The organism is Enterobacter cloacae complex sp. 402C9, from assembly GCF_050030745.1.
Lineage (GTDB): Bacteria > Pseudomonadota > Gammaproteobacteria > Enterobacterales > Enterobacteriaceae > Enterobacter > Enterobacter intestinihominis.
In genome coordinates this window covers 3,503,921-3,528,936 of the sequence record NZ_JBLGUW010000001.1, presented here as the reverse complement: position 1 = coordinate 3,528,936, position 25,016 = coordinate 3,503,921, and the positions used below count along the sequence as shown (strand labels likewise).

The window sequence follows — 25,016 nt, the reverse complement described above, 5'->3', positions numbered from 1 at the left end:
ACCAACATGAAATTACAGCTTGCCCTGGACGAGTTAACCCTGCCTGAAGCGCTGGCATTTATTTATAAGGTGGTTGACGACGTTGATATTATTGAAGTGGGAACCCCCTTTCTTATTAGGGAAGGCGTGAACGCAATTAAAGCCATTAAAGAAAAATATCCGCATAAGGAAGTGCTGGCGGATGCGAAAATTATGGATGGCGGCCATTTTGAGTCGCAGCTGCTTTTCGACGCTGGGGCAGACTATGTCACGGTGTTAGGGGTGACCGATGTGCTGACAATCCAGTCCTGCATTCGCGCGGCAAAAGAGGCTGGAAAGCAGGTGGTGGTGGATATGATCTGCGTCGACGATCTGCCCGCGCGAGTCCGACTGCTGGAGGAGGCGGGGGCGGATATGCTGGCGGTACACACAGGCACCGACCAGCAGGCAGCAGGGCGCAAACCGATTGATGATTTGATAACGATGCTGAAGGCGCGCCGGAAAGCCCGGATTGCCGTGGCAGGCGGTATCAGCAGCCAGACGGTGAAGGACTATGCGCTGTTAGGCCCAGATGTGGTGATTGTAGGATCGGCGATCACGCATGCGGTGGATCCAGCTGTTGAGGCAAGGAAGATTTCACAGGTGTTGTTGCAGCATCATTGAGATTAGACGAAAAGGACGGTATCTGGCGCGACTGTGTGCCAGATGCAGAAATAACCAAAGATCATGCCTTCAGTCTGAATCGTGGATTCACTCCCTTCGCGCAGGTGGCTCGATTATTCATACGGATTTGATAAATACTCCATATGGATTTTATCACTGTCAAAGCCCCTATTTACTATGACGAAATCATTGTTCAGCGTAGGGGGCTTGGCGGAATCCTAGGCCATCTGCTGCATGCTTTTATCAAGGAACATGTCGAAGAGACGGTCGCTTACACGGCGGTAGCATAAGTATCACGAGGATACTGCCAATATCCAAATTCCGGGATAGACATCTCGGTTTAGTTACTGCAATTCATGCCAGTACCTAGGTCCAGATGTCCGGGAAAGGAAAGAGTTCAAATGTGTCAGGGCGTGAAGCTGACACCGACGAGACATAGTTTATGTTCGTTAGCAGGGAGTCGGTCAGCAGACTTTTTCTTGGATCCTCGGGTAGTTCATTTTATGTTTTGCATGCCCTTACTTGGCACAAAATCTTTTCCGGAGGTTCGGACTGACCGCACCCGCCGTAAAAACAGCATTTACAGCCTCAACCACACCCACGGTGCTCGCTATAGTGTGCTAGCTCAGTGTCTGCCATCACTGTTCTGCGACTGCAGAATTCATCTATCAGGAAATACAGATCATGCTGTTTAACTGGAAAGATCTTATCACACCCATTGTGACCGTCACTGCGGTCTGGCTCGGGGCCAAACTCGCGTTAAGTAATGATATGCGTAAAAATGTGCTAAAGCTCGAAACTACCAGGTTGGAGCGGTTGGCATTTGAGTGCGACAGCTGTGTGAACAATCTGCATATGAACTGCATGAGGATCTATAAAATTATTGAAGATTTGTCCGGGGAATATACCAAGAGAATCACCTTGGCTGAGGTTACCCAATGCCTGAAAAAATCAGCTGAAGCAGGAACAGTAATTGATACTGAAGCTGGACAACAATTTCAGAATACGCTGGAACTTCACCGTCAGGCCGACTTTGAAGAATGGAAAAGACTCATCCTTCCACTGCTACTACATATTAACAAGGTACTTGCCTCCCCATCGCTGGCCAACGATGACTGTACGAAAGAACTCAGCCGCCTTTACTGGAAGCCAGAGCAAGCAAAAAGCTACAATGAGGAGCTTGCCGTGCTGGCAGCCCCATTACCTAGCTATCGGCGACAGCTGTTTAAACGCATAGCCGATGATTACCAAGCATTACTGCACCCCGCACCGCTTAATATATGGGTGATTACACGTAAAACTTGCCACTCAATCCGAGATTTCTTTAAATACATCCCGTTAGCGTCGCGAAATAATATGCGTCAATGATATCACTTTTGCTGGCAGCGTTTCACTTATTGTCTACCTGTAATACGACGGTCCCTCATGGTTATTTCCCAAAGTATGATTCTGTCTGGCTAACATTTTTAATGTAGCACTTAGTTCACGTTTACGATGCAGGGACATAAATCATATGGATGATTGTAATGAACTTTATACATAAGCCACAAACAATTCATTCAGTACAAAATACTGAATCTTTAGATGTTCAGGAATTCAATGAGCTGATAACAGAGTTATCCAAACTGGGCTTTACGCATAGCTCAGAGGTTTCTGAATGTATAGTTAAGAATAATATCGGTAATAAGTATAAAAATATATCTGGGATTTTACAGATGACGAAATATAGCGATAAATATTTGTTCGATGGAGGTTTTCCTCCAGATGTTTATGGGCAGTTATGCCGAAAGCTGAAACTTAAAAATAAAGGTTTACAATCTCGCCGGGACGATTTACTCCATATAAAAGCATCAAGTAATCGGTGGTTGTTGATACGTTGATGAATAAGCCATAACAGCGAAATACTTATCGTCAGCACTGATCGTAACTGGCGGTCCGTACAGATAAAGCCGGACGGGCCGAACGTCCCCAGAGTACCAGGAGCGGGCCTTTAGCTTTAGTAATCTGCTCTATGATTAACATACAACTGCAGTATTGCTTTTGTGAGGATGAATTGCAGTTCCCTATACTTAATCGTGAAATAAATTAGTAAACTATGACCTGGATTTTTATTTAGAAAAGTGCTGGTAAATCGCTGTGGTGGCCCATCGAGCGGGCCACCACAGTTAAATAACTATCATAATGACTTATTTCTGGCTGAAGCTTTCTATGATTATTTTTGCTAAATTTTCTGGTTGTAACTGCCCAAATGATACTACATCTTTATTTTTAATTGTTTGTTTTAATTTTGCATAATCCTCTTGGTTAATAGCGTTTGCATCAGAAAAATAAGCATATCCCTCATCCATTTCTATATTGGTATAGGTAACCTTTGCGATGTGTTTTAACTCAAAATTAATATAGTCCGGGTGGTGGTTTTCCAGGATGCTCTTGGTTTTTGTTTTAATCTCAAGAAGTTTTCTGATGTTGTTTTCACCAATTCCGCTCGTCATTTCACCTTTGCCACCAGATTTGTGTGACATAACTGAAAAATAATCTAGATTATAAATCAAACTCTTTGATTGATGATTGAATGAATAATATATTGTTAGTATGCTATCAACGTCCGATGAGTAATTGTTAACCGCATACCCTTCGTTTGTGATTTTAATTTCATCAGTTCCTGTCGGTATAAAGTCTTTTGTATACAATTGGTCCTTTTCTAAAACGAATAGAGGCGAGTATTCCAATTTGGAAATTCTATTCTGCTTTTCACTTATAGTGTGGGTAAAATAAATTGTTGCTAAGGCTAATAATATTTGGGCGCAAGTGGCGATAATATTAAATTTACTAATGATTTTACTATTTTCTTCTTCCATACGAGAGTTCCACCTCTTTAAGTTAAATTTCAAGTATGCTCTGTGCATTTTTATAAATACGGACTATTAAACTTAGCAAAAATCCATCCACGACAGTTAGTTGTTTTCAATGTATTGCATGATAATCCATGCTTCATCAAGAAAGTCGTAGCGAGCTAAGTTCACATGATATTGAGACAAACTGCTACTATAGCTTGGGTGATTAAGGGACACGGCCTGGTTTTGATGGCTAATCAATTTATAAAAAATTCCCCGAGGGGCTGACAAAAAAGATTAAACTTCCGCTTTTCGCTCAAAGCTGACCATGCTTTCTAATAATGCTTGCGCTTTGTCGGGCTTGCTGGGTTAAGGGCCTTACCAATCAAAGCTACAGCCCTTAAAATTATGGCATTATGGGCGTTCAGGTTTGCCGCTCTCCAGGCTGCGATGTACTGCCTCGCAGATCCGGCTTACCGCCAGTCCGTCCACCGCGGTTACCGGATAGGGTGCTTTATGTCTGACGGCCCGCACAAAGTCATTGATGGGGTCGATACCAAAGCCGCTGGCAACGCCGTTGCGGTAGTTGACGAAATAGCTGTTAGGCGTGAGCGTCTTGTCCGGGGTGGTGATTTCCAGTCCCCGGTGTTGTGAGGTGCTGCGGATATACGTCGTCCCGCAGAGGATCTCAATGCGCCCGTCGTTATCCTTTGGAAAGCCCTCCGGTAGCATCCACGAATTCTCGACCACCCATGAACTGCCATCGGCCATCGTTAGCAGGCTCTGCACGCTGTCGTGGGTGTCTAACCCCCATATGTCCAGCAGTTGCTTCTGGCCCACCGCATACACCGATACCACTTCCTGGCCGGAGAGATGGCGCACCAGGTCGAAACAATGGGAACCCAGAAACCACACAGGGGAGCTTGCGCCCGCCCAGTTCAGCCACGCCGTCGGGACCGTTATCACGTCGTCCATGCTGATATGACCGCGCAGGATCTGCCCGGTTTCCGGCTTCTCCAGTTCAGCTTTGATGCGCATTACTGCCGGGTCCCAGCGTTTGTGGAAATCGACGCCGACCAGCAGGCCGCGCTGCTGCGCCAGCTCGACGATGAGCTCACACTCGCGTACCGAGGTGGCGAGCGGCTTTTCGGCCAGTACATGCTTGCCGTGGCGCAGGGCGGTGAGGATGGATTCAGTGTGGTACGGGTCAGGTGTCGCCACCGAGACCACGTCGATGGCTTCCTCCTGCAGCAGGACATCCAGCCGGGTGTAGCCCATAATGCCGTAGGCCATGGCAAGGTCGTCGCAGCGTTCTGTGTCGGTGTCGCAGATGGCGACCAGCACCGTGTCCGGGTTATGGCGGTACGCGTTCATATGGTGTCTGCCGTAGATACCTGCGCCGACCACGGCGGCTCTGATTTTGTTCATCGTTATGTCCTCAGAATAAGCCCAGGGAAAACAGCCAGCCGACTATTACCGCAAGCGGCCCGGTTAACTGACGTGAGAGCAGAAAGGCGGGGACACCTTTCGTGATGGTCTCCGGCTTTGCCTCCTGCATCGAAAGGCCCACCGGCACAAAGTCGCAGCCGACCTGCACGTTGATGGCAAACAGCGCGGGCAGGGCGAAGGTCGGGGAAATTGCACCCGCGCCAATCTGTGTGCCTATCATCACGCCAATCACCTGCGAGATGGCCGCGCCCGGCCCGAGCACCGGGGAGAGGAACGGAATGCCGCAGATGAGCGACAGCAGCACCAGTCCCCACAGCGAGTTCGCCAGCGGCGTCAGGGCGTGGGCAATCAGGCTGCCGAGCGCGGTTTCCTGCACCAGCGCAATCAACAGCGAGACAAAGGCCATAAACGGGATAACGTTGCGCAGGGAGACATCCACCGCCTCACGGCTGGCGGCGAACAGCAGGGCGATAACGTGGCCGACGGCGGTACCGGTCTGCTCGACCATGCGCACCAGCTTCTCCGCGCCGCGCGGTGGTGGTGGCGTGGTGATAACCCGTGGTGCAGCGACAGGCACGGATTCCGGTTCACCGTCCGGGGCTTCGGCGGTATCCACCAGAACCAGTTGCTCCGGGGTGACGCCGGAAACGTAGTTCTCTTCGGTAATAAACTGCGCCAGCGGCCCGGCGCGCCAGGTGGGCAGGACGTTGATGGTCGGGATGTCCTTCTGCGGATACAGGCCGCAGCGCAGGGACCCGGCGCAGTTAATCACCACGCACAGAATGTCGTTATCCGGCGGAATGTCTGAGAAGCCGTTGACGATTTCCGATTCAGTGAGTGCGCCAATTTCTATCGCAACCGGATGGATTTCCCGCCCGGTCAGCGACAGCACCTTTTTGCCGCTGCCAACGGGCAGCCACAGCCCCTTGCCGTAGCCGCCGGGACCGGGCGGAATGAGTACCGTGTTCATGGCCGCCCCTCCTCTATCACCAGGTTACCGTGCAGGTCATGCAGGTTTGGCACCGGGCCGGAGAGATGAACTGCGCCGACGTGGCAGGGATTCAGGTCGCCGTTGAACACCAGCGTCAGGTGGCCGAGTTCAGACAGCGCCTGCTGAGCCCCCTTGCCGACGGCCGTCACCAGATAATCGTGCCCCGCCAGCATCAGGCGGTCGCCGGGCATTATCATCAGGCTCTCTTCCCGGAACGACGGCTCCAGTGACAGGGAGTAATCGAGGCAGTCCTTCGGCCCGTTGCTGTCGAAGGTGATGAGCATTTTGTCGGTCAGGCCGTCGGCGACAAACAGCCCGATGGCAGTAATGTGTGCGCAGTAAATCATCATGGTGCGTTCCCCCGCTTGCTGAGCCGCAGAAACAGATACTCGGTGATAACCCCGCGTATCAGGCCAATCAGCATGGCGGCGGCGATATAGCGCAGCGCCAGCGAGGTAACGGGCAGGCCGAGTGCCTTAACCCCGGCAGCGACGCCGAGCCAGACGAACAGCTCCGACGGCACCACGTGGGGAAACAGGCTGGTGAGCGGATGGGCGGTAGTGCCGAGTGCATCTTCATAGCCGGGTTTACTCTTCTCAGGTAAGAGTTTGCCGAGGGTCAGTGCACCGGGGCTGCTCATAAAGAACCAGCCGAGCACCGGCAGCATGCCGTAGGTGAGGATGCGCGAGCGGCCGAGCAGGGCGGCAACCTTCTCCATCCGTACGGTGCCGACCAGCTTCATCAGGAAGTTGATGGCCAGCAGCAGACAGATGAGCATCGGGATTAGCCCGGTCATCATGTCGAGGAAGATTTTGCCTGCGGCCTGGAACAGGTGGATAAAACCTTCAGCCAGGGAGACCAGAAACATGGCGGCCTCCTGTACTCAGTGCGATGGTGCATGGTTGTGGTTCGGTGTGCATAAACAACTCTCCTGTCAGGTGTCGTTGGTTAATGCGTCCTGCCACTCACAGCGCGGGTCGTTATGTCCAGGAGTTATCGGTTGTTGTCATGGGGTGAAGCGGTTTACGGGGTTCACGTTTGTTACTGGAGTTGAGGTAACGGCCGGGCCAGATTTCTGACGGATGCACGTCGAGCGCGATAGCAATCAGCCACTCGCCTTTCGGCCACGGGCGGTTCAGGGCATTCGCCAGCGTTGACGAGGCCAGTCCGGCTTCTCGCGACAGTTTCGCCAGACTGGTATCGCGCTTGTGTAAAGCGGCAACGATGTCGGCGGGGTGCCAGTCTTTGGTTGTTGACTTTTTCATCGGTTTTCTCTTTTTAACCGTGATAAATCACGCAATTCTTGAATATTGCTCTAAATGTAATCAAAATTCAAGTAATACATGAATAGGTAAGGGAATGCCTGAAGATGGTTGCTGCCCAGAGTGGGATAATTCCTGCATGTTCAGGTGCAGGATTGCAATCGTGATTGGTAAAAGATTAAAGATTTCAAGAGTCAGGGCTGATCTGACGCAAGCGGAATTGGGTGTACTCGCAGGGCTGGATGAAGAATCCGCAAGCGCGCGTATCAGTTCGTATGAAAAGGAAGTCCATGCACCCGATTTCAAGCTTGTCTGTAAGCTGGCAGCAGCGCTTGATGTACCGGAAGCGTATTTTTATGCTGTTGACGATGATTTAGCTGAATTGATTCTTCAATATCATCGGTTTAAAAAGAGTAACCCCGGTCGCACTTTATTATTATCACCAAATAATTAGAAATGATCTGAAGTAAAATATTTGAGGGATCAGTATGTCAGGCAGAAAACAGCACTATATACCACAGTTATTCCTGCGCGGGTTTCTCATATGCCAGCAATCTGGGCAAACACACGTTTATCGCAGAGATAAAATGTTCATATCTAAAACTGATAGTGTGGCAGCACAAAGGGATTTTTACTCTAAGCCAGCAAATGATGCAAATAAAACTCTTGATGATAAAATGACGGATTATGAAGGTAGATTAGGGGAATTGCTTCGCATATTGCGGGAAAAAAACGTTGGTACTGATGTCGAGGCATCTATTGCTGCAGAAGTAATTGCACATTTAACACCTAGAAGTAAAAGCCTTCGTAGTATATTTGGCCATGGCACACAAAAACTTATCTCTGGCTTAGCTGATGTAATATCTGATAAAACGTTAATGATATCTCTGTTAGGGCTGGATGAACCTACAACAAATAAAAAATGGAGTGAACATATAGCATCTTCTTTCAATAGCAATCCGGAAATAGCTAAATCCTTGGGGGGGCTTTCGGAGGAAATTGGCATTCCAAAAGATTCGATAGAGCGAATGCTATTTATGAGTGCAAAAGAAAGTTTTTTAGGTGATGCAAATCCATTTTACTTTCAATTACAGCCCTTGTTCACTCAACTTCTCACTGGTATTGAGGATGCTATTAGTTATGGCCATAAAAAGGTACTTAATAATGGTGTTGTTGTAGAGGCTCGGAAGCAGTCTCTCGAATCATTATTATGGCGTATTTTCCCTGCCCCGCAAGAAGGGGCGATTATGCCAGATTGCATAGCTATTGGTTTTGATGAGGAAGAAGGTGTTTACCTTCCCTATATTATGGCCTCCTCTATCTCTACTGTCATCATGCCTCTTACTTCCGAGAAACTACTTGTTGGAGTTCGAGCGAGTAATATCAATGTTGACCTATCTGGATTCAACGATGATGCCTCGGAATGCAGTGATGAATTATTTATTGCTGCATCATCTGCTCATGAATATTTACGTAAAAATATTGGTGAGCGATGGAAAAATAGAATGGATAATCTTGTCCATGACACATTGGATACTCTATGTGAACATAAGGCCTATGATAATTTAAATGTTCCGGAAAGTATCTCTTGTCCTTCATTTAGCTATCAGATTACTATTAATGATGGGCTTAGTGATGATATTGAGAATATTAATGACATAGTTCAGGGGGTTGTGGCAAAACTAAGCCAATGGCTGGATCTTTCACGATTGGATGGAATTACATATGCATCTAATTTTGAAAAGGCACTTGAAGATATCGAACGTGGTTTTGATGGAAATGAAACTCCAGAAAGTGAAGCAGATTACCTTGCTCAAGGTGGTGCTGCTCTTTTAGTCAAGCGGGATGGAAAAATAAAAGTACGCATTGTCTTTCATCAAGATTATGCTCATGCTTTAGCTGGTGAAGATCTGCAAAATAGGGAAGTAGCTATTCATCTTCTTGTTTCATCATTATTTATTGTTCATACAATTAATCACTTTGAGTATGTACTTCCAGAATTCCTGCTGGAGCCCGTAATGATGAACAATCATCCAGCTGTTATGCATTGCGCTATGCGAAAGGCTCTGCGTGCCTATTATTATGCTTTTGCAAGTGCAGAATTTGGAGCCGAAGGATTATTAGAACAGGAGTTTTCACATTACGTAATTAGAGCCCTTGATTCGAATTTTTTTAAGATAGTTAGCGCAAAAGAAGAACATAAAATAGACAACAATCATTCAAAATTGTTTAGGACTGTGCATGCTGCAGTAGCTGATATTTTGATTGCTATGGCTCGATTAATCGGCCATTTACAGGGAATAAGTAAATCACCGTTACTAAACTCTGATACTGATGTAGGTGCAGCAATCGCCGCACGTGAACTTACTGGGTGGGTGGATGTGTTTGCACATGATCTTGAACGCTTCTGGAAGCAACCATCTTGGACAAGAGAGGACTTATATGCACTAAACGTTCATGTTGAACGCTTGTTGTGGCCTCATGGTATTTTCCTTTTTTCGTCAGAAAGTGAACAAGGGACGATGATTTTATCTGTATGACTCTATGAAAATAACTATTCACAGGACCATATCGTTTGTAACTAAACAAACTAATTAGTGGCTCTGGAAATTGATGTCTTTTTTATACGTTAGGAATCAATTTATATCGAGCTATTTGACCCTTTTAGAGCAAGCCCGTTCCCCCTTACTCTCCCTTCCTTTCAGCCTTTGCCTTTTCAGTCCCTTTTCGCCATTTTCATTCCTTCTGTTTTTGAGGTGGTACAGGTGGGACAAGTGGTACAACCGCGCCAGCCGTGGCTTTGCGCTGTACCATCTGAAAAATGCCAGTCGGAAAAGTGGGACAGATTTAGCAACGGCTGTCCTATCCTGTACCACTTTTTCTAAACCAAATTCTCTAAGGTGGGACGCTGTAACCCTCGCCAGCTCTGCGTGTACCACTTGTCCCACCCTGTACCACCTTTTTTTAAAACACGCGAGACTGCACTCAGATACTGAGGATGCGGGAGGTAAGCCGGTAAACCCTGATTTTGCCGATCTCCGGCAGGCGAACCTGCGACTGGTATTTCCCGTCGCTGCCGGGCTGCAGGCATTCTGCTTCCTGGCATAATCTGGCCGCTCTGGCAGGACTGAATCCCCGGCATATTTCCCGCCAGCCCTCCGGCAGGATGAAGAACAGTGTGTGTTCCTCGCCCGTCAGCGGATCTTTTTCCACCCGGCGAAAGCCTGCCATATTCAGCGGGCGGTCCGGGCCATCCCACGAGGCAAAGCGGCTGTACTGGTGTGCGGTGATGAACCGCTTGATCTGCGCCAGCACGCCTTCATCCTCCTGGTTAGCAATATGGCCGCGTTCGTTCAGCCAGGCGTGCAGGCAGATCTGCACCGCATCATACGCCGTGCCTTCCTGCCAGCCCGTGATACCCTGCAGCGTCGCCATCTCTCCGGCCACCGCCAGCAGCGCAAAGCGGGCCACGATGCGTTGCACCTGGTTTCCGGCGTTGTCCGGCATCAGGGCGGTCTGGTAGCGGCGAAGTAACTCTCTTGCCAGTGTGGTGCTGGCGTCCATGTCGTGGGTGAGGAAGGCCAGCCAGGCACGAAAGGCGGTGCCGTGAAAGCGGGCGACCCTGTCGCAGAGGGTATCGGCGAACTGCTGGCCGCTGGCAAAGCCGTGTACCTGCTCAAACGCGCCATGCTGCCCGGTATCGCTGGGGATTTGTACCATGCGCACGTCCATTCCGGCGTAGAGGCGCTCCCCGGCGCGTTCGGTGTGTTCCGCCAGCGACAGTTCCCCGGTGGAGAACAGCAACAGCGTCCAGTGCCTGCGGTTACGTACCTCGCCGTCGGTACGGGCGCGCCCCTTGCCCTGGCCGTTCGCCAGCATATAGGCAATCATCCCGGCTTCACGCGGGTCCACTTCGCGCAGTTCATCGAGCGGCAGCAGGGCATCGTTGTGGCGGCTGGCAATTCCTTCCAGCGCATTCCCGGTGGTCCGCCAGGAGTGCCAGTAATCCGTGCCGCCACAGACGGAAGCGGCCACCTTCATCACCGTGGTTTTGCCGTCGGTGGACTCACCGCGCAGATGAAAGCCTCCGCCGCCCGTTCCGGTCAGGCGCAGCAGCGGGGCGGCCAGTGCACAGCAGACGGCAAAGATCAGCCGTGAATTACCCGCACAGAGTGCGGCGACCTGCTCCTGCCATTCCGCCAGCGTACCGGATTGTGCAAAGCCGCCAGTCAGGTAGTGGCTGCCCTGAAGAATGACATTGCTGCCACCGGGACCGATAACTTCATCCGGCAGCACATACACGCCGTTGTGCCAGCCGGTTTTCTCCACGCAGGTGATCCTGCGTCCGGGGAGTGACCGCGAGATGTATTCGCATAACAGGCTGCGCAGGGCGGGGCGGGTGGAGATGTAGGTCAGGCCGTTTTCCAGTAGAATGCGCCGCAGCTCCTCGCCGTTGCCGCTGAGCATTGCCATCGGCATGGCCCAGCGCCGCAACTGCCCGGTGATGGTATGCCATTCCAGCAGTCGGCCATAGCTGCCGTCATGGCTGTCGCAGGTGATGGCGGTGACGTGCAGCGGGGAACAGATGCGCTGGGGCTGGACGTCGCTTTCCCCGTCGCGGCGTTCGGTGAGCTTGTCAAACCACAGCGCTTCTTCATCGAGGCGGAAGTGATCCGGCAGGATATCGGAAGGCCTTTCCTGTCGCAGGCGTTCAAGCTGCCCGGTCCAGTTCTCCAGTAACTCACCGTCAGGGCTCATCAGCCGGGCCATCTGCACACCCGCGTGCGCCAGTTTTACGGCGATTTTCAGCAACTCCTCTTCGCGGATATCGCCGGTGCGAAGTACCCGGACGTAAAGCGTGTCGGGCCTGATTATGGTCAGGTTGTCCAGATCGGCCAGTTCATCCGGGCCGAGTACTACCGGAGGAATATCATCTTCCCGGTCAGGATCTTTTCGCCAGTCGCGTGAGGTCTCCCATGCCAGGCTTCCGGCAAGGATCACCACTTCGAGCGTGCGGTCCGGAGACTGCTTACAGAGAAAAGGGGCGCGTTTCATGATGGGGTATCAGTCGGCTCATCCCTGAGCGTGGATTAACGGATGGCGGTGCGGCGCTGTTGCCACTGGCGGATTTCAGCGGCATCGAAGACCACCAGTCGGGAAGAGAGGTGGACGGGGCGGGGAAAGTCGGTGTCTTTAATCAGGCGGTAAACCGAAGATTCGCTCATCGCCAGAAACTGGACCACCTGCCGCATACGCACGTTACCGCTTTCGGGAAAAGCATCGTTACTGTCAACACGGGTTTTCATGATTGCACCTCACGGGAACAGAGTGTCGGAGCGGTTATAGCGCTGAACGGGAAGGGGAGGTATAGGTCCGGGTGAAAAAGTTAAGTCCGGATAGAAAATAATTAGTCCGGGAAGAATTTCTTTACCATCAAAACTGAAGGAGTAAGATTAATTTATTGAAAATAAATGGTTTTGATTCAGTTGAGCTCCGTCGAGATAAGATTTGCTATGGTTAACGAATGGCAACGCACGACCACAAACACTTCACAATAGCTGTTGCTATCTCACCGTCAGTCGTGGGCAAGGAGCGGTTGTTAGGGCTACAAGATGTGGTGATTAAGTGCATGTTATGGACTTCCTGATCACGATGCCTTCTAACTAGTCAGTCGCTGGCTTAGAATTAATTGATAACCAGGTGAGCAATCGTGTCTCTCGTGGAGTTTTTAAACGGGATGCCGACGGATTTAGCCCGCTTACTAACGCTGGAATGCTCCGGACAATGAAGCGGGAGATTCATCAGAGGGGAAATGACAAGTTCAGAATAACGTTGCGGGTTCCCCCCCGCGAAGCAGTTTTTGGGTCATCGTACCATGCCTGAATGCTTGACTCATCAAGCCGAAATGTCAGCGACCACGATTGACGAGTGCCTTGTTGTAGGTGCCCAATTTGTTGATTTTGAGCGTTTTTTTGCATGATATAACGCTACAAGACCGGAATGTGGTGATCTGATCCTGACATCTGCCAAAAGTTCGATTTATTCAACAAGGCCCTTTCCAGTTGTAATCTCATACAAAATTTCATCTTTTACTATATCAGTTATAAAAATCCCAGTATATCATTTGCCAAATGACATCTGTCTTATAAGGACATGCCATACCCGTGTCCGACATAATTGCTTGACTAAAATCTCAAAATTTATACTGAATAAATACTCTATCTTAAGGAAATTATCAGTGAAGGTATCTGATTGGATTCAACAAAACATTCAACACTCAGCACCACTTGAACCTGATACACTCGAGGTAGTATCCGACTTCACTCTTATGTGGTCAATTTTTGAGGCTTCAGAAGCTCATAATGTGAATGTTGTAGATCGGATTGGGGTTCTTTCAAAACGAGTCGCAAGGGAAATGCCAACAGATGCGATCGACTCCCAGTTAGCATATTGGTCTAAACGCTATATACACGAAAGCGGTGAACCAACAGAGCATTTCAATTACCTCTATTTTAGAGAAGCTTCGCAAATTGAGAAATCACTTGACGTACTGAAAAATAAAGAAACTTCTTTTGAAGATAAAATAGAAGTGTGTCTCTTAATTGTCTATAGGTATCGAAATAATTTATTTCACGGTATCAAGGACATCACGTTGTTAAATGATCAGGTAGAAAACCTTCGGAACGCAATTGAATTGCTACAAATAATTATGCCATATAGCGGGAGATACCTTTTTCTCGGAGCCTAATTAGCTATACGAAGCAGAGGAGTCTATTTCAATTATAATCTAAGTAGACTCACTTCCATAGATGCCTTGACTGGTCGATGGATTTCAGGATTTCGTTATGGATTCATTGGTCACCGGACGTAAGATAAAGCGCCTTATCTGCGTGGATGATTTTACGAAGAAGTGCCTGACGGTCATTATTGCCTTTCGGATTTCAGGCGTGCAGGTCATGCATTTTCTGGACAGTATTTCACAGTTTAAGTTGACCACTACAACATCAGGCTTGCGATGTGATGCTTTTTTGCAGCCACTACATGTCATTAAATGGCACGTATAGCGGTATTAGGTGCGGCCATTTAGAGGGATAATATTCATAATGTCTATATTGGCAAAATGGAATAGGTCTTTATTGACTCCGCAGAGTTAGAGAAATTACGCCTGTCAACACAAGTCATCTCGCCAATTAGATAATAATTGCCGCCAGCGTGTCCTTTTAGTTTTTTAAAAAAATCATTAGAAACTGTAAAATAAGTTCCGAGAGAGTTGCCTACACCTGCGTGATAAACTGGATACCACTGGTTGACCCAGTATCTCCAGGTTCCATTATGTATATTTCCGCCGAAATACTCTATGCGATAATCGCTTTGCCTAACGGAGTTAAAAGGTAAATCTCCTATGGAGTAGGTCGGTCGAAAATAACCTCTGATTAACCAGTCAATTTCCCATCTTCCAAAGGAGGAAGGCCAGTTCTTCTTTGCTAAAGGGAAAATCCCTTGCTCAGAATTTCGCATATAATCTATTGACTCAAAAATTGCCTTAGGATCGTCAATTTCAGAGTTTTGAAGTTTGACTAAAATAACCTTTAGATCAAGGCATATACCAGAGTGATTTCTTAGCACGGGGCCGTTGGCATAAAGTAACATTTCATCAGTAGAAGCGGAAAAATTTTCTAAATACCGTTCAAGTTCTTTCTGACCAGGCAAATGATCGTCTTTTTCTAAATCTTCTATTACGGGCCAATTGTATGGTGAGTCAGAAGGAGAAAGATTTACAGCAATAGAACCGAATGGTAAAACCTCTTGGGCATGTGCCAAACAAAGTTCGGCAGGTAAGGAGTGCTTTTGCATAGCATACGCTAATGTTCTGACAAAAGCAGATAAAATGGATACTTCTGCTCGCCATGAAAAACTACAGAAAATCTTGTCTTGAGGGTAAAATTGTTCACTTGCAAAGTTATGAGGTTTAAAAATATAACAAGCATGCGCGTTGTGGATTTGCTCCCATTCAAGGAAAAAATGCCTCAACAGTTGTATTTGGTATTCATTTTCGAGCTCATCGATAATGCCTATAAACCTCAATGCAAGGCCATTAGCATATTTTTTATATTTGTTCTTATTCGGTTCTAAGTCATCTGAAAATTCAGAGTAGAGAGCCGAAAAATCATTCCTTCTTTCAATATCTAAATCCAGAGAATATAGAATCTCATCAGAGATAAGAGAAGGGTGATGAATGCATTTGGTTATTTCTTCTTTAGTAAATGAGTGATCCTCGATAAGCAATAAAACAGATAGATAATCAATGACATCAACCTCATAGGGTTGTTTTTCCAGAAAACTCAGATACAAAGAACGAAATTCGATACTGGAGTCGTTTTGTAATAAAGCTGCTATCTGCTTCGCTGTTAGGAGCCTGGCGTATCTGTCGGGCCATTTGAAATGTAATAGAATTAGATGAAATGGAATGTTTTCGAATGATACAGGATCATCATACCAGTACAGTTTGGTCAAAGGAAGATGTGCAATATCGCCCTCAAGGCTAGTGACCATAATTTCAGTAATTTCGGTTGCCAGAGCGACCTGTCCAGCAGAGGCCAAATAAGTAACAAGGTGAGTGGAAGGAACTACTATATTCTCATCTCTCTGTAAGCTGGCAGAGTCTGGTGCCATCGTATCACGAAGAAGATTTTCCCATTGTTCGCTGTAAGTTTTTCCATATTCCTTTATGGCTTCTTTTGACCCTGATGAATAATAAGGACTCCAGCAGTTATTTAATTTTATATTTCTGACAGCCCATTTGTAAGCTGCTTTCCTGCCTTCGGTTTTTTTGCTCAACAAGAAAATATGGTGTAAACATCGATTCAGTTCATAGTCTGATTTACTTTGATTGTAATAGTCGCTGAAAGAAGTGATAATCGTGCGGGCGTGGCCTTTATCAACCCAATAACCTATCCAGTCCGAAATAAATCCTTCACAAATCTGGTATGAAACTAAATGTAAGGCTGCAATAAAATCATTAAGATTAGCAGGTGGTATGGTGGATACATCAGGACAATCTGTAACGACATCTTCGTTAGTGGAGGAATACTCTCTTGGTTGTGGGGGCATACCTCCAAGAGCTTTGCACTGCTCTTCGTAAATACCTTTCAGAACATCATTGTCTTTGCTTCTTTCATCTAATGCAGTCATTGCATCAAATGTTGTCATGCACCTAAGAAAAGAGTGCTCTGGCTGCGTAGTAAGTGGAAATGACTTTACGAAATTTTCAAAAATAAGATGTGTTCTATGCCAATTCTCTTCTGATAGATGATAGTCAAATTCGTCAACAAGGCGTTCTGGGTTGTGTTTCGCCAATAATTTTGTGAACAGGCCAGGAATATGTCGAATTTCTCGTTCTGAAAAATCAAATACATCAGTTGTAAAAGTTGCAACTCGTTTTAGCCAATCAGAAACTTGAGGGTAGTTGGAATCAGAGCATTCTTGTAACGCTTCAAAAACCTCATGTAAAGTAATGTCCTTTCTATGGCCATATCCGACTATATTGAATGCGGCACGCTCAAGAAACACTCTTGCTTCATTATACAGGCCTAAATTGGTTGCCAATTTTGCTAGGTCAAGGCTATCGTTGGCCAGCGTAGCAGTATCATCTCTGCGTAGTATTTCAGAATCAAAATACTTTTTAAACTCCTGAGCAATATACTCTTTAGGGAAATTGAAAATTGCATTTTTAGATGAAATATCAAAAAACACCCTAGAATCCCACCAATTGCTCATTGATAGTGTATCAAACTGATTTATGTCAATATTTGAAAATGCTTTTATAGAGTTGCATAAAATATTTAAGTGAATGGCAATTCTTATTAAGGATTTTCGAATGTTGAATAAGATAGCATCGATTTGATAACCCATCAATAATTTATCTGGTTGTTCTAATAAGTCAAATGATTCATACAAATTAGAAATTTCAAAATTGCGGCCTTCTTTTATATTTTTTGCAATTTTTGAGGCGGCATATTGGAATGTCGCCCAAGCATTATTGAGGAACCCCTTAATATCTGTGGGTGCAGTTAACTCCGGAGCATTAAATTCGGTTGATATTATTAAATTTACTATAAGATTTCTAAAAAAGTGCTCATAAAAAGGAAGGTGATGTGTGTGTTCGTACTCAACAGGGCATTCAATTTCCTTAAGTTGTTCTATTTCTATGTCGTTTCCAGCTAAAAACTGATAAAGCAGATATATGCTTGAATCAGTGCTATCAAATAAGGAGTTTTCCTCATTGAGAGTTACGCCTTCGATGCTTGCAGCCAAAACGACTTCGTCGCAGATTGCTGAAGCAATATCATCCGGAACGTCAAATAGAGATAAATCAACCAGTAAGTGTCTATGGCCATACTGAATGAGCAATTCGACAATTCGAGTGAAAGATGAAGCCTTGTCAATAAGTGTTTCATAGAAAGCATTTATAACAGCTAAGTCGGGATTACAATAGCTGGTTAGCGTATGAAGATAATCATCTACAAGGCTGTTCAATGTTTGATAATGATTAGAGTCATCTAGCCGAGCATAAAAGTGTACTCGACGAGAGATTTCTTTGATGCACGCATCTACTATTCTTTCATCTCTTCCTTGAAAATGCTTAGCAATAATAACAATTTCATTGTCCGGGATAATCCTTAGATTGTCCGCTCGCCAAAGAAGACCAAAATTATCGTGCGAGATGCTTAATGAGCAGTCCAGAAAATCGCTAAAATTCTGTATTTGAAACTCGGGCCCATTTAATAGCCTTGTTTTCAAAATTCGCAGTCTCAACAACTCAGAATATAGGTTTTGATCAAATGCGATACGTTCTGCAACACTGAATATATGTTCTATATGCTCTAGAGGATAACCATTGCAGAGAGATTGAACAAGCCAGTCCCTATCTACTCCTTGAAAAAGTGGGGTGAAATTCCCGAGGTTAGCTTCAATGATCCATTCCCAACCCCACCGCCAATACTCTGGAGCATGTGTATTGATCCAAATTTTAGAAATTCTATTTAACCTATCTCTTGATTGAACGAAGGATTCTTTGCGTCTTAGGTATACGAATAGGCTGCTATGAAAAGGATATATCCCACTTAGTCTTTGTTCAATGAGGTGTTGAATTTCTGAAAAGCTGGTTTGGAAAGTTAGGCTATCTTCAAAACAGTAACTGATGTGTGTTTTATCCGGCCATGAAAAATCTGCATTTGCTATAAGCAGAAGAATTTCTTTTGCTCCTTCAGATAGTGATACCCATAGATTCTCATAATATTCATGAATATCGCCATCAGGACAAGTTGGTAGTCGTTCCACATCATATTTACTGATATTTTTATCTGCTAACTGCAAACTGTTTAAAGAGTAAATAATATGAAGAGGATATCCATGTGAAATGTCGAGTAGAGCCTGTGAAATTTCTACTATTTTATTTTGTTTGTGATCTTTATTGCCTGCTACTTTTATTTCATTGTTCGATGCTATAAAGTCGAGTCTCGACTTTATAGCATCAAGCCCCATAGGTGGAATATCTATCCAGGCATGTTCTCTTGGAGCTGAACGTAATAGGGAATTGGGAAGATGCTCGTCGCTTATTGGTTGTGTTCCGAATAGCAAACAAACTTTTCCTTTAAAGGGGGTAATCCGGTTAACTAAATGTTCGAGTTGGCTAATATCCGATCTTTCACGATAAACATGATCTAATCCATCAATAATTATAACTAGAGTTTTGCCATTTTCTGCAGCTTTAATTACCGCCTTGCTTATCCAAGTCTCTAGATGTTGAGCATCAAGTTTATCGCTATCGAAGTCATTGGGATAAAGTGTTCTAATCTGGCTTTGTAGTGAATGAGCTGCATTATTAAAAGCAATTCTGTCGCCAATAAACTGAGGGGATAAGTAATAATGATGTCGGATAACAGGCGTTTTCGATTCTATTAGCTGGTCAGTTAAAAAGGATAGAAAAGTACTTTTCCCCATTCCGGGTAATCCTGATATAACATGGCAGCCAGGGATAGCTATAGCGTTAAGAATTTCATTATGAAATTCATCTGTTGGTGGTTTGTAGCCGCCAGGAATTTCAAAAAACTGAGAAATAGTTTTCTTGGAGCCGAGCGTTAAAATTTCATGTATATGCTTAAGGTAGATTTTGCCATCTGGTGCCGGTTCTCTTTTCCGTGAAGCCCAGCGCTCAACGGTTTTTAATAACTGAAGCCAACTTTCTTCATTTGCGTGGTCTGGTACAAGCGAGTCACGTAGGTGCAACTCTAAATCATCAATTTCCTTTTGGCTATGTTCGAAAATAAGAGTTTCGAAAAAAGCTATGGACTTCTCTTCACTACCAAGTTGAGCTAATATTTTTGATTTGACGTCTTCCGGAACGAGAGAGTAATCAATTTTTTTATCTATTAGGCAATTTGATAGAACTTGGTCAGGTATTCTATTTGTAATAAGCTTAGCAATCGCTATTGTGCTGGAGGAACCGAACTTCTCTATGTCTGCTGACCATTTTTCGATAAGGGATGTGCCCTTATCCTTCTTCTTGAGTAGCCAATCGAAATCTAAATGTAAATCGTCACGTTCAGAATCAATTGTAAATTTGACCTGATAGAGTTCATATTCTCCACTGGCTGTAAAGCAAATAACATCATCAAGGCTCTTAACATGCTCAAGCCCTTGATTGCCTTCTATGCTTATCCACTGGTACTTCTCTGGATCGTGAAACCAATTGATCAATGTGCGAATACACATAAGGTCTTGGTATGTGTATCCAACACGTGTTAATTGTGAGGGTTTAATTTTTGACGGTATCATCAAAATAACAATCCATATTTTACGATCGCAACTTACTTCAACCTACTACTGAAGTACTTAATTTTCAATCAATTTTATCGAATACGTAAAGGCGAAACAGACAAAATCCATACCTATGTCCGTTTTTGGCACACACATGTCTTAGGCAGTGCTAGGAAGGTAGCAATCAGCCCTAAGCTTATTTTTGGTTAATTTTGCTTCGATTTCAACTCACGCACTGCAGAATGCGGTAAGCAACGCCCATGAATTATTGAAGAATAATCTCGACCAGTATCATCAGTTATCCGGCAAATGCACTCGAAAAGTTCTTCTGGAGTTGAGTTCCCATACACCTTACCAGATCAGACATTGAGGGGTTCAACATGTCTTCTATTCTCCGTGTTGACGAAATTAGCATTAAAGAAACACTCTTTTGACAACGCGACTTTCTCAGCCCGCAGGGTACTCGTCTAAACCACTGAAAAGAATACACTACAGGTCACTGGCAATTAACGCGAGCCTCAAGCAGAAAGCAATTGATATGTCCTTACACGAAGCCGACTATACGTGTGAGGATTCAGAGCTTAATCGGTTCTCTATTACCCGACACTGGGAGGGCCTATCTACGTTCTCTTCTCCCTCCCCATCTTCAACACCTCATAAAACGTCCCACGCCCAATCCCATCAGACGGCAATCCCAGCTCCTGCGCCAGCGCCTTCAGCTTCCGAAGTATCCTATCCGAAGCCGGTTTATCAGACGTCCCATACCGTCCGTCAGTTTCCTCAACCAGAAGTTGAACCAGCAACCAGCAGAGTCGGGCAGTATTCTCCCGCGCTTTGTCGCGCTTATGCATCCCACGCAGGGAAGGTTGTGCTTAAGCCGTGAGATCTGGCAGCGCATCGTCGCCGAGTGTCTTCAGCCACTTGCGGCCACGGCTGTTACGCGACAGTTTCATCACCGCCTTCAGGCTGCGGTCTTTCACTTCTGGTGGCGTCAGTTCGTCATCTATAAGCCGCCAGGCTAGCGCGAACATCTCATCGGCATAGAACATGCGTTTGTTCGCCGGGGCGCTGACCATGCCTGTAGCTTTGATGGTGCGGCTGATGGCGTCGTGCAGGATTCGGTAATTCTCCTGATGTTCTTCCGGCAGGGCGTTTGCAGGTTGGGAAGCATCGAGGCCGAGAAGCAGAAGGGCGAGATGCCGCGCTTCCAGCAGCGGCATCTCACATTCCCGTTCAAACAGATTCTGACGAATGGGACTGATCACATTATTCTCCTTCCACGATCTGTAGCGGTTCTTCAGCACCGAGCAGCGCCTGCCGTCTGGCGGCATCAACGTAGTTTCCCCACCACTGCATGAGCGGTCGCCTTTGTTCCAGATAGTCGCTGCGGTTGTAGGCCGCTTCGATCTCGTCTTCTTTCTGGTGTGCCAGCGCAGACTCCAGGACTTCGCGGGGAAAATGACCTGCCCCCGCCGTTCTGGCGACGCTGCGCATGCCGTGGGCGACCAGCTCACCACCAAACCCCATACGTATAAGCGCGGCGTTGGCGGTCTGCTGGTGCATGTGTTCCAGTGGTTTACGAATACTGGGGAAGACCCACGGACGATGGCGGCTGACGGGCTCCATGATCTGAAGAACGCGCAGCGCCTGTTTGCTGAGTGGCACCGTGTGAGAACGGTTCATCTTCATAAAGGTGTCAGGGATCCGCCATTCCGCTTTTTTCATATCGATGTCGCACCAGCGGGCGCTGACGGCTTCGCCGGGGCGAACCCAGGTCAGTAGCTCCCATTCGATAAGGCAGCGTGTTTCCTTGCGGATAGATGCGTTCTGTAGCGCCAGCATTAACCTGCCCAACTCGCTGGGGTGGAGGGCGGGCATGTTCTGCTTTTTCGGTTTCTTAAAGCGGGCGACCAGGTTGTCAGCCGGATTGAACTCGATGAGCTCTTCGGAGATGGCAAAGCGGAAGATTTCATTGAGCCGTGAGATGACCCGCCGCAGCGTTTCGAGGATGCCCTGTTCTTCCAGCGGTGTGAGGTGTTCCTTGAGCATCTTCGGGCGGATCTCGGTGACGGGCGTATTGCCCAGAGAAGGGAAGACGTGCATCTCCAGCGAACGCCAGACATCTTTGGCGTGATCTTCGCTAAGATCGCTGGTCCGTTTCTTCTCTTTGAGCCACTGTTCCGCAACTTTTTCCAGCGTGCATTCATTCTGGAGTCGTTGCTCCTCTGCAACCTGCTCCAGATGGGCCTGCGGGTCGATGCCCTGCACGAGTAAACGCCGGTATTGCAACCTGAAATCTCGCGCCATGGCGAGGGTGACTACCGGGTAGGGGCCAATGCTGATTTTGGTCCGTTTTTTCAGCGCCGGGGGAGTGTATTCGAAGTACCAGATCTTTCTGCCGGATGGCTTAATCAACAAAGCCAGTCCGTCGCCATCGCGCAGCATATACTCGGTCTTCTGCGGCTTGGCGGCAGCGATCTCGGTATTGGTTAGGGATTTCAATACCTTAGGCATGTTTTTGCACCTTGTTTTTTTAGCGTTCTGGCAACGCGGTGCAAAACAAGATACATAATGCTCAAGATTCATACAGAGATCATGACCACACATGCAACAAAAAAGCCTGTAACTCGTTGAAGTTACAGGCTTTTTTAAGGTTCATGATGCATAATGAATGAATGTTTGGTGGAGCTGGCGGGAGTTGAACCCGCGTCCGAAATTTCTACATCCTCGGTACTACATGCTTAGTTTGTCTTTACATTCGCACGCCAGCTGCGGACAAACACGCCACTAACGAACTAGCCTGATTAGTTTTAACGCTTCAACCCCAGGCAGGGTTTCCACGCGATCTCTTTTGGGTTTGACCTCTCTTTGATCCCCGTCTTAAGAGCGGAAGCTAGGGAGAGAGGGCTCTTAGCAGGTTATTAAGCTGCTAAAGCGTAGTTTTCGTCGTTTGCGACTATTTTTTTGCGGCTTTTAACGAGGCAAACCGCCCCTCGGCATGCACCTTGGGTTTCGCAAATCCCGTCGAATCCAGAATCAGCCCCAATAGTGTTGAACTCAGTATACCAGATTTCTCGTCCTCGACACCAGCCCGAAACGCTAACTTATTGAATAGTACAATAAGTGCGCAGAATCAACGTCCTGCGTTTTTCATGATACGTGCTTTGTCGAGCTGCCACTCGCGTGCTTTCAGCTCAGTACGCTTGTCGTGCTGTTTCTTACCTTTCGCCACGCCGATTTTTACTTTGCACCAGGCGTTTTTCCAGTACAAAGAGAGCGCAACTACGGTGAAGCCTTCGCGGTTGATACGTCCGTAGAGGGATTCCAGTTCGCGCTTGTTCAGCAGCAGCTTACGGGTACGAGTAGGATCGCAGACGTAATGTGAAGAGGCGACGGTCAGCGGCGTAAAGTTCGCGCCGAACAGGAAGGCCTCACCGTCTTTCAGGATCACATAGCTGTCGCCGATGTTGGCTTTCCCGGCACGCAGCGATTTTACTTCCCAGCCCTGCAACGCAAGGCCGGCCTCGAATTCTTCTTCGATGAAATACTCGTGGCGAGCACGCTTGTTGAGCGCAATAGTCGCCGAACCAGGTTTATGTGCTTTTTTCTTCGTCATAAGTGTCGTAAAGCCGTCGGTAATCTGATTTTAAAAAGTCACCTCATTGCGTCCTGTGAGGTCTAACGCGCTATCTTAGCACGAGATAAGCCTTAGCGTTTTTTTAACAGGTGATAAATGTTATTATTTGTCTGTTGTGTGACCATGGAAAATGCTATGCCTCAGATTAGCCGTACTGCGCTTGTTCCCTACAGCGCGGAACAAATGTATCAGTTAGTGAACGACGTTCAGTCCTATCCGGAATTTATTCCGGGATGCACCGGTAGCCGGGTGCTGGAATCCGGCCCGACGCAGATGACTGCGGCCGTGGATGTCTCCAAAGCGGGGATCAGCAAAACGTTCACCACGCGCAATACCCTGACGAGCAATCAGAGTATTTTGATGCATCTGGTGGATGGTCCGTTTAAAAAACTGATGGGGGGGTGGAAGTTTACGCCGCTGAGCGCTGACGCCTGCCGCATTGAGTTTCATCTGGATTTTGAATTTACCAATAAGCTGATCGAACTGGCGTTTGGCCGTATCTTTAAAGAGCTGGCCTCGAATATGGTTCAGGCGTTCACCACCCGCGCCAAAGAGGTTTACAGTGTCGCATAAGATTGCTGTTGAGGTGGTGTATGCGCTGCCGGAGAAGCAGTATTTGCAGCGCGTGACGCTGGAAGAGGGTGCCATCGTTGAGGCGGCTATCCGGGCCTCAGGTATCCTTGAACTTCGCCGTGATATTGACCTGGCGAAGAATAAAGTCGGCATTTATAGCCGTCCGGTTAAGCTCGGTGATGTGCTGAAAGAGGGCGACAGGGTTGAAATCTATCGTCCGCTGATTGCCGACCCGAAAGAGTTGCGCCGTCAGCGAGCAGAGAAATCCGGTAAGTAGCCAAATAAACATACACAAAAAAGGTGCTCATTGAGCACCTTTTTGCGTTGCTGGCGCCTGATTATTTGGTCAGGGCAGGCTTGTTGTCGATGTTGGTCAGCACGCCGGCACTGCTGAAGGTCAGCGTCAGGGTTTGCTGGGTCACATCTTCATGGCCAGGCTGCTGGCGGAATACATAGAACCAGGTGTTTGTGCCGAACGGATCGGACATCATCGGGGTTCCCAGGGCATAAGCGACCTGCTGTTGTGTCATACCTACGCGGATTTTGGACACATCGTTAGGAGTAAGGTAGTTCCCCTGGTTGATATCAGGACGGTAAACCACTTTCTCCAGAGTGGAACAGCCTGCGGTCAACATCAGAAGAACCGCTGCGGCAGCGGTCAGCGTTTTACAGCGCATAGTGATTTGATTCCTTTTCGGGCCCGAGCAGTACGCGGCTCATATGTAATATGCCGATGATAATAGACCTTGCCCCACTTTGAAACTGGTCTGGCGGCGTTTTTATTGTTCTGTATGACCCTGAGATCCCGA

Annotated in this window: 20 protein-coding genes, 1 other RNA gene and 3 pseudogenes; 9 read left to right on the top strand and 15 right to left on the bottom strand. The window is 47.1% G+C overall.

From position 1 onward, the window contains the following. Nucleotides 1–6: 6 nt before the first annotated feature. From hxlA to ACQG1K_RS16785, 3 genes are all read left to right on the top strand, one after another. Nucleotides 7–642, top strand: a complete 636-nt coding sequence (gene hxlA, locus ACQG1K_RS16795; RefSeq protein ID WP_367075917.1) for a 3-hexulose-6-phosphate synthase — start codon at nucleotides 7–9, stop codon at nucleotides 640–642. Nucleotides 643–1,326: 684 nt separating this feature from the next. Beyond that, nucleotides 1,327–2,010: a hypothetical protein gene (locus ACQG1K_RS16790; protein ID WP_367075915.1), complete on the top strand. Its 684-nt coding sequence runs from the start codon at nucleotides 1,327–1,329 to the stop codon at nucleotides 2,008–2,010. A 158-nt stretch (nucleotides 2,011–2,168) separates the two neighbouring features. Continuing rightward, nucleotides 2,169–2,522: a hypothetical protein gene (locus tag ACQG1K_RS16785; RefSeq protein ID WP_367075913.1), complete on the top strand. Its 354-nt coding sequence runs from the start codon at nucleotides 2,169–2,171 to the stop codon at nucleotides 2,520–2,522. Nucleotides 2,523–2,828: 306 nt separating this feature from the next. Here the strand turns inward: ACQG1K_RS16785 and ACQG1K_RS16780 are convergent, their stop codons facing one another. The 6 genes from ACQG1K_RS16780 to ACQG1K_RS16755 all read right to left on the bottom strand — a co-directional run bounded on the left by ACQG1K_RS16780 (nucleotide 2,829) and on the right by ACQG1K_RS16755 (nucleotide 7,181). Beyond that, nucleotides 2,829–3,500 (bottom strand): hypothetical protein, encoded by a 672-nt coding sequence (locus ACQG1K_RS16780; protein ID WP_367075911.1) that lies wholly within the window; start codon nucleotides 3,498–3,500, stop codon nucleotides 2,829–2,831. A gap of 390 nt (nucleotides 3,501–3,890) precedes the next feature. Then, nucleotides 3,891–4,904: a Gfo/Idh/MocA family protein gene (locus tag ACQG1K_RS16775; protein WP_367075910.1), complete on the bottom strand. Its 1,014-nt coding sequence runs from the start codon at nucleotides 4,902–4,904 to the stop codon at nucleotides 3,891–3,893. A gap of 10 nt (nucleotides 4,905–4,914) precedes the next feature. Beyond that, the gene (gene srlE / locus ACQG1K_RS16770) at nucleotides 4,915–5,895 is read right to left on the bottom strand and encodes a PTS glucitol/sorbitol transporter subunit IIB (protein WP_367075908.1); all 981 of its coding nucleotides are present in this window, start codon (nucleotides 5,893–5,895) and stop codon (nucleotides 4,915–4,917) included. Continuing rightward, on the bottom strand, nucleotides 5,892–6,266 hold the full coding sequence (locus tag ACQG1K_RS16765; protein ID WP_367075906.1) for a PTS glucitol/sorbitol transporter subunit IIA: 375 nt from the start codon (nucleotides 6,264–6,266) through the stop codon (nucleotides 5,892–5,894). Before ACQG1K_RS16765 ends, srlE begins: the two co-directional genes overlap by 4 nt. Next, nucleotides 6,263–6,784: a PTS glucitol/sorbitol transporter subunit IIC gene (srlA, locus tag ACQG1K_RS16760; protein ID WP_367075905.1), complete on the bottom strand. Its 522-nt coding sequence runs from the start codon at nucleotides 6,782–6,784 to the stop codon at nucleotides 6,263–6,265. Before srlA ends, ACQG1K_RS16765 begins: the two co-directional genes overlap by 4 nt. A 112-nt stretch (nucleotides 6,785–6,896) precedes the next feature. Further along, nucleotides 6,897–7,181 carry a helix-turn-helix domain-containing protein gene (locus ACQG1K_RS16755; protein ID WP_367075903.1) on the bottom strand — a complete coding sequence of 95 codons (285 nt, stop codon included), beginning with the start codon at nucleotides 7,179–7,181 and terminating at the stop codon, nucleotides 6,897–6,899. Nucleotides 7,182–7,275: 94 nt separating this feature from the next. Between ACQG1K_RS16755 and ACQG1K_RS16750 the strand changes: the two genes are divergently transcribed. Further along, nucleotides 7,276–7,632 (top strand): helix-turn-helix domain-containing protein, encoded by a 357-nt coding sequence (locus ACQG1K_RS16750; RefSeq protein ID WP_367075902.1) that lies wholly within the window; start codon nucleotides 7,276–7,278, stop codon nucleotides 7,630–7,632. A gap of 34 nt (nucleotides 7,633–7,666) precedes the next feature. Continuing rightward, on the top strand, nucleotides 7,667–9,718 hold the full coding sequence (locus ACQG1K_RS16745; RefSeq protein ID WP_367075900.1) for a DUF4238 domain-containing protein: 2,052 nt from the start codon (nucleotides 7,667–7,669) through the stop codon (nucleotides 9,716–9,718). A 445-nt stretch (nucleotides 9,719–10,163) separates the two neighbouring features. Here ACQG1K_RS16745 and ACQG1K_RS16740 read toward each other — a convergent pair whose 3' ends face one another. The 3 genes and pseudogenes from ACQG1K_RS16740 to ACQG1K_RS16730 form a co-directional block, all read right to left on the bottom strand. Further along, nucleotides 10,164–12,233: a DUF927 domain-containing protein gene (locus ACQG1K_RS16740; protein ID WP_367075898.1), complete on the bottom strand. Its 2,070-nt coding sequence runs from the start codon at nucleotides 12,231–12,233 to the stop codon at nucleotides 10,164–10,166. Nucleotides 12,234–12,268: 35 nt separating this feature from the next. Then, nucleotides 12,269–12,484 (bottom strand): AlpA family transcriptional regulator, encoded by a 216-nt coding sequence (locus ACQG1K_RS16735; RefSeq protein WP_032453753.1) that lies wholly within the window; start codon nucleotides 12,482–12,484, stop codon nucleotides 12,269–12,271. Between the two features lie 382 nt (nucleotides 12,485–12,866). Continuing rightward, nucleotides 12,867–13,193 (bottom strand): annotated as a pseudogene (locus ACQG1K_RS16730) (hypothetical protein); the annotation flags it as partial. Nucleotides 13,194–13,416: 223 nt separating this feature from the next. Between ACQG1K_RS16730 and ACQG1K_RS16725 the strand changes: the two are divergent. Together ACQG1K_RS16725 and ACQG1K_RS16720 are read left to right on the top strand one after the other, a co-directional pair. Further along, nucleotides 13,417–13,926 carry a hypothetical protein gene (locus tag ACQG1K_RS16725; RefSeq protein ID WP_367075896.1) on the top strand — a complete coding sequence of 170 codons (510 nt, stop codon included), beginning with the start codon at nucleotides 13,417–13,419 and terminating at the stop codon, nucleotides 13,924–13,926. An 88-nt stretch (nucleotides 13,927–14,014) separates the two neighbouring features. After that, a pseudogene (locus ACQG1K_RS16720) lies at nucleotides 14,015–14,167 on the top strand (IS3 family transposase); the annotation flags it as partial. Nucleotides 14,168–14,285: 118 nt separating this feature from the next. Here the strand turns inward: ACQG1K_RS16720 and ACQG1K_RS16715 are convergent. The 5 genes and pseudogenes from ACQG1K_RS16715 to smpB form a co-directional block, all read right to left on the bottom strand. Beyond that, nucleotides 14,286–20,015 (bottom strand): ATP-binding protein, encoded by a 5,730-nt coding sequence (locus ACQG1K_RS16715; RefSeq protein ID WP_426720993.1) that lies wholly within the window; start codon nucleotides 20,013–20,015, stop codon nucleotides 14,286–14,288. 602 nt (nucleotides 20,016–20,617) lie between these two features. Beyond that, nucleotides 20,618–21,262, bottom strand: a pseudogene (locus tag ACQG1K_RS16710) (hypothetical protein). A 1-nt stretch (nucleotide 21,263) separates the two neighbouring features. Then, entirely contained in the window at nucleotides 21,264–22,511 is a 1,248-nt protein-coding gene (locus ACQG1K_RS16705) for an integrase domain-containing protein (RefSeq protein ID WP_426720782.1), read from the bottom strand. 166 nt (nucleotides 22,512–22,677) lie between these two features. Next, nucleotides 22,678–23,041: a transfer-messenger RNA gene (gene ssrA / locus ACQG1K_RS16700) on the bottom strand. Between the two features lie 89 nt (nucleotides 23,042–23,130). After that, a complete protein-coding gene (gene smpB / locus ACQG1K_RS16695) occupies nucleotides 23,131–23,613 on the bottom strand; it encodes an SsrA-binding protein SmpB (protein ID WP_426720783.1) in 483 nt (160 codons plus the stop codon). Nucleotides 23,614–23,769: 156 nt separating this feature from the next. Here smpB and ACQG1K_RS16690 point away from each other — a divergent pair, with 156 nt between their 5' ends. Then, nucleotides 23,770–24,207 (top strand): type II toxin-antitoxin system RatA family toxin, encoded by a 438-nt coding sequence (locus tag ACQG1K_RS16690; protein ID WP_003863117.1) that lies wholly within the window; start codon nucleotides 23,770–23,772, stop codon nucleotides 24,205–24,207. Then, nucleotides 24,197–24,484: an RnfH family protein gene (locus ACQG1K_RS16685; RefSeq protein ID WP_367075892.1), complete on the top strand. Its 288-nt coding sequence runs from the start codon at nucleotides 24,197–24,199 to the stop codon at nucleotides 24,482–24,484. The genes ACQG1K_RS16690 and ACQG1K_RS16685 overlap by 11 nt, the downstream gene beginning before the upstream one ends. 61 nt (nucleotides 24,485–24,545) lie before the next feature. Here the strand turns inward: ACQG1K_RS16685 and bamE are convergent, their stop codons facing one another. Beyond that, nucleotides 24,546–24,884 carry an outer membrane protein assembly factor BamE gene (gene bamE, locus ACQG1K_RS16680; protein ID WP_003863121.1) on the bottom strand — a complete coding sequence of 113 codons (339 nt, stop codon included), beginning with the start codon at nucleotides 24,882–24,884 and terminating at the stop codon, nucleotides 24,546–24,548. Between the last annotated feature and the right edge of the window lie 132 nt (nucleotides 24,885–25,016).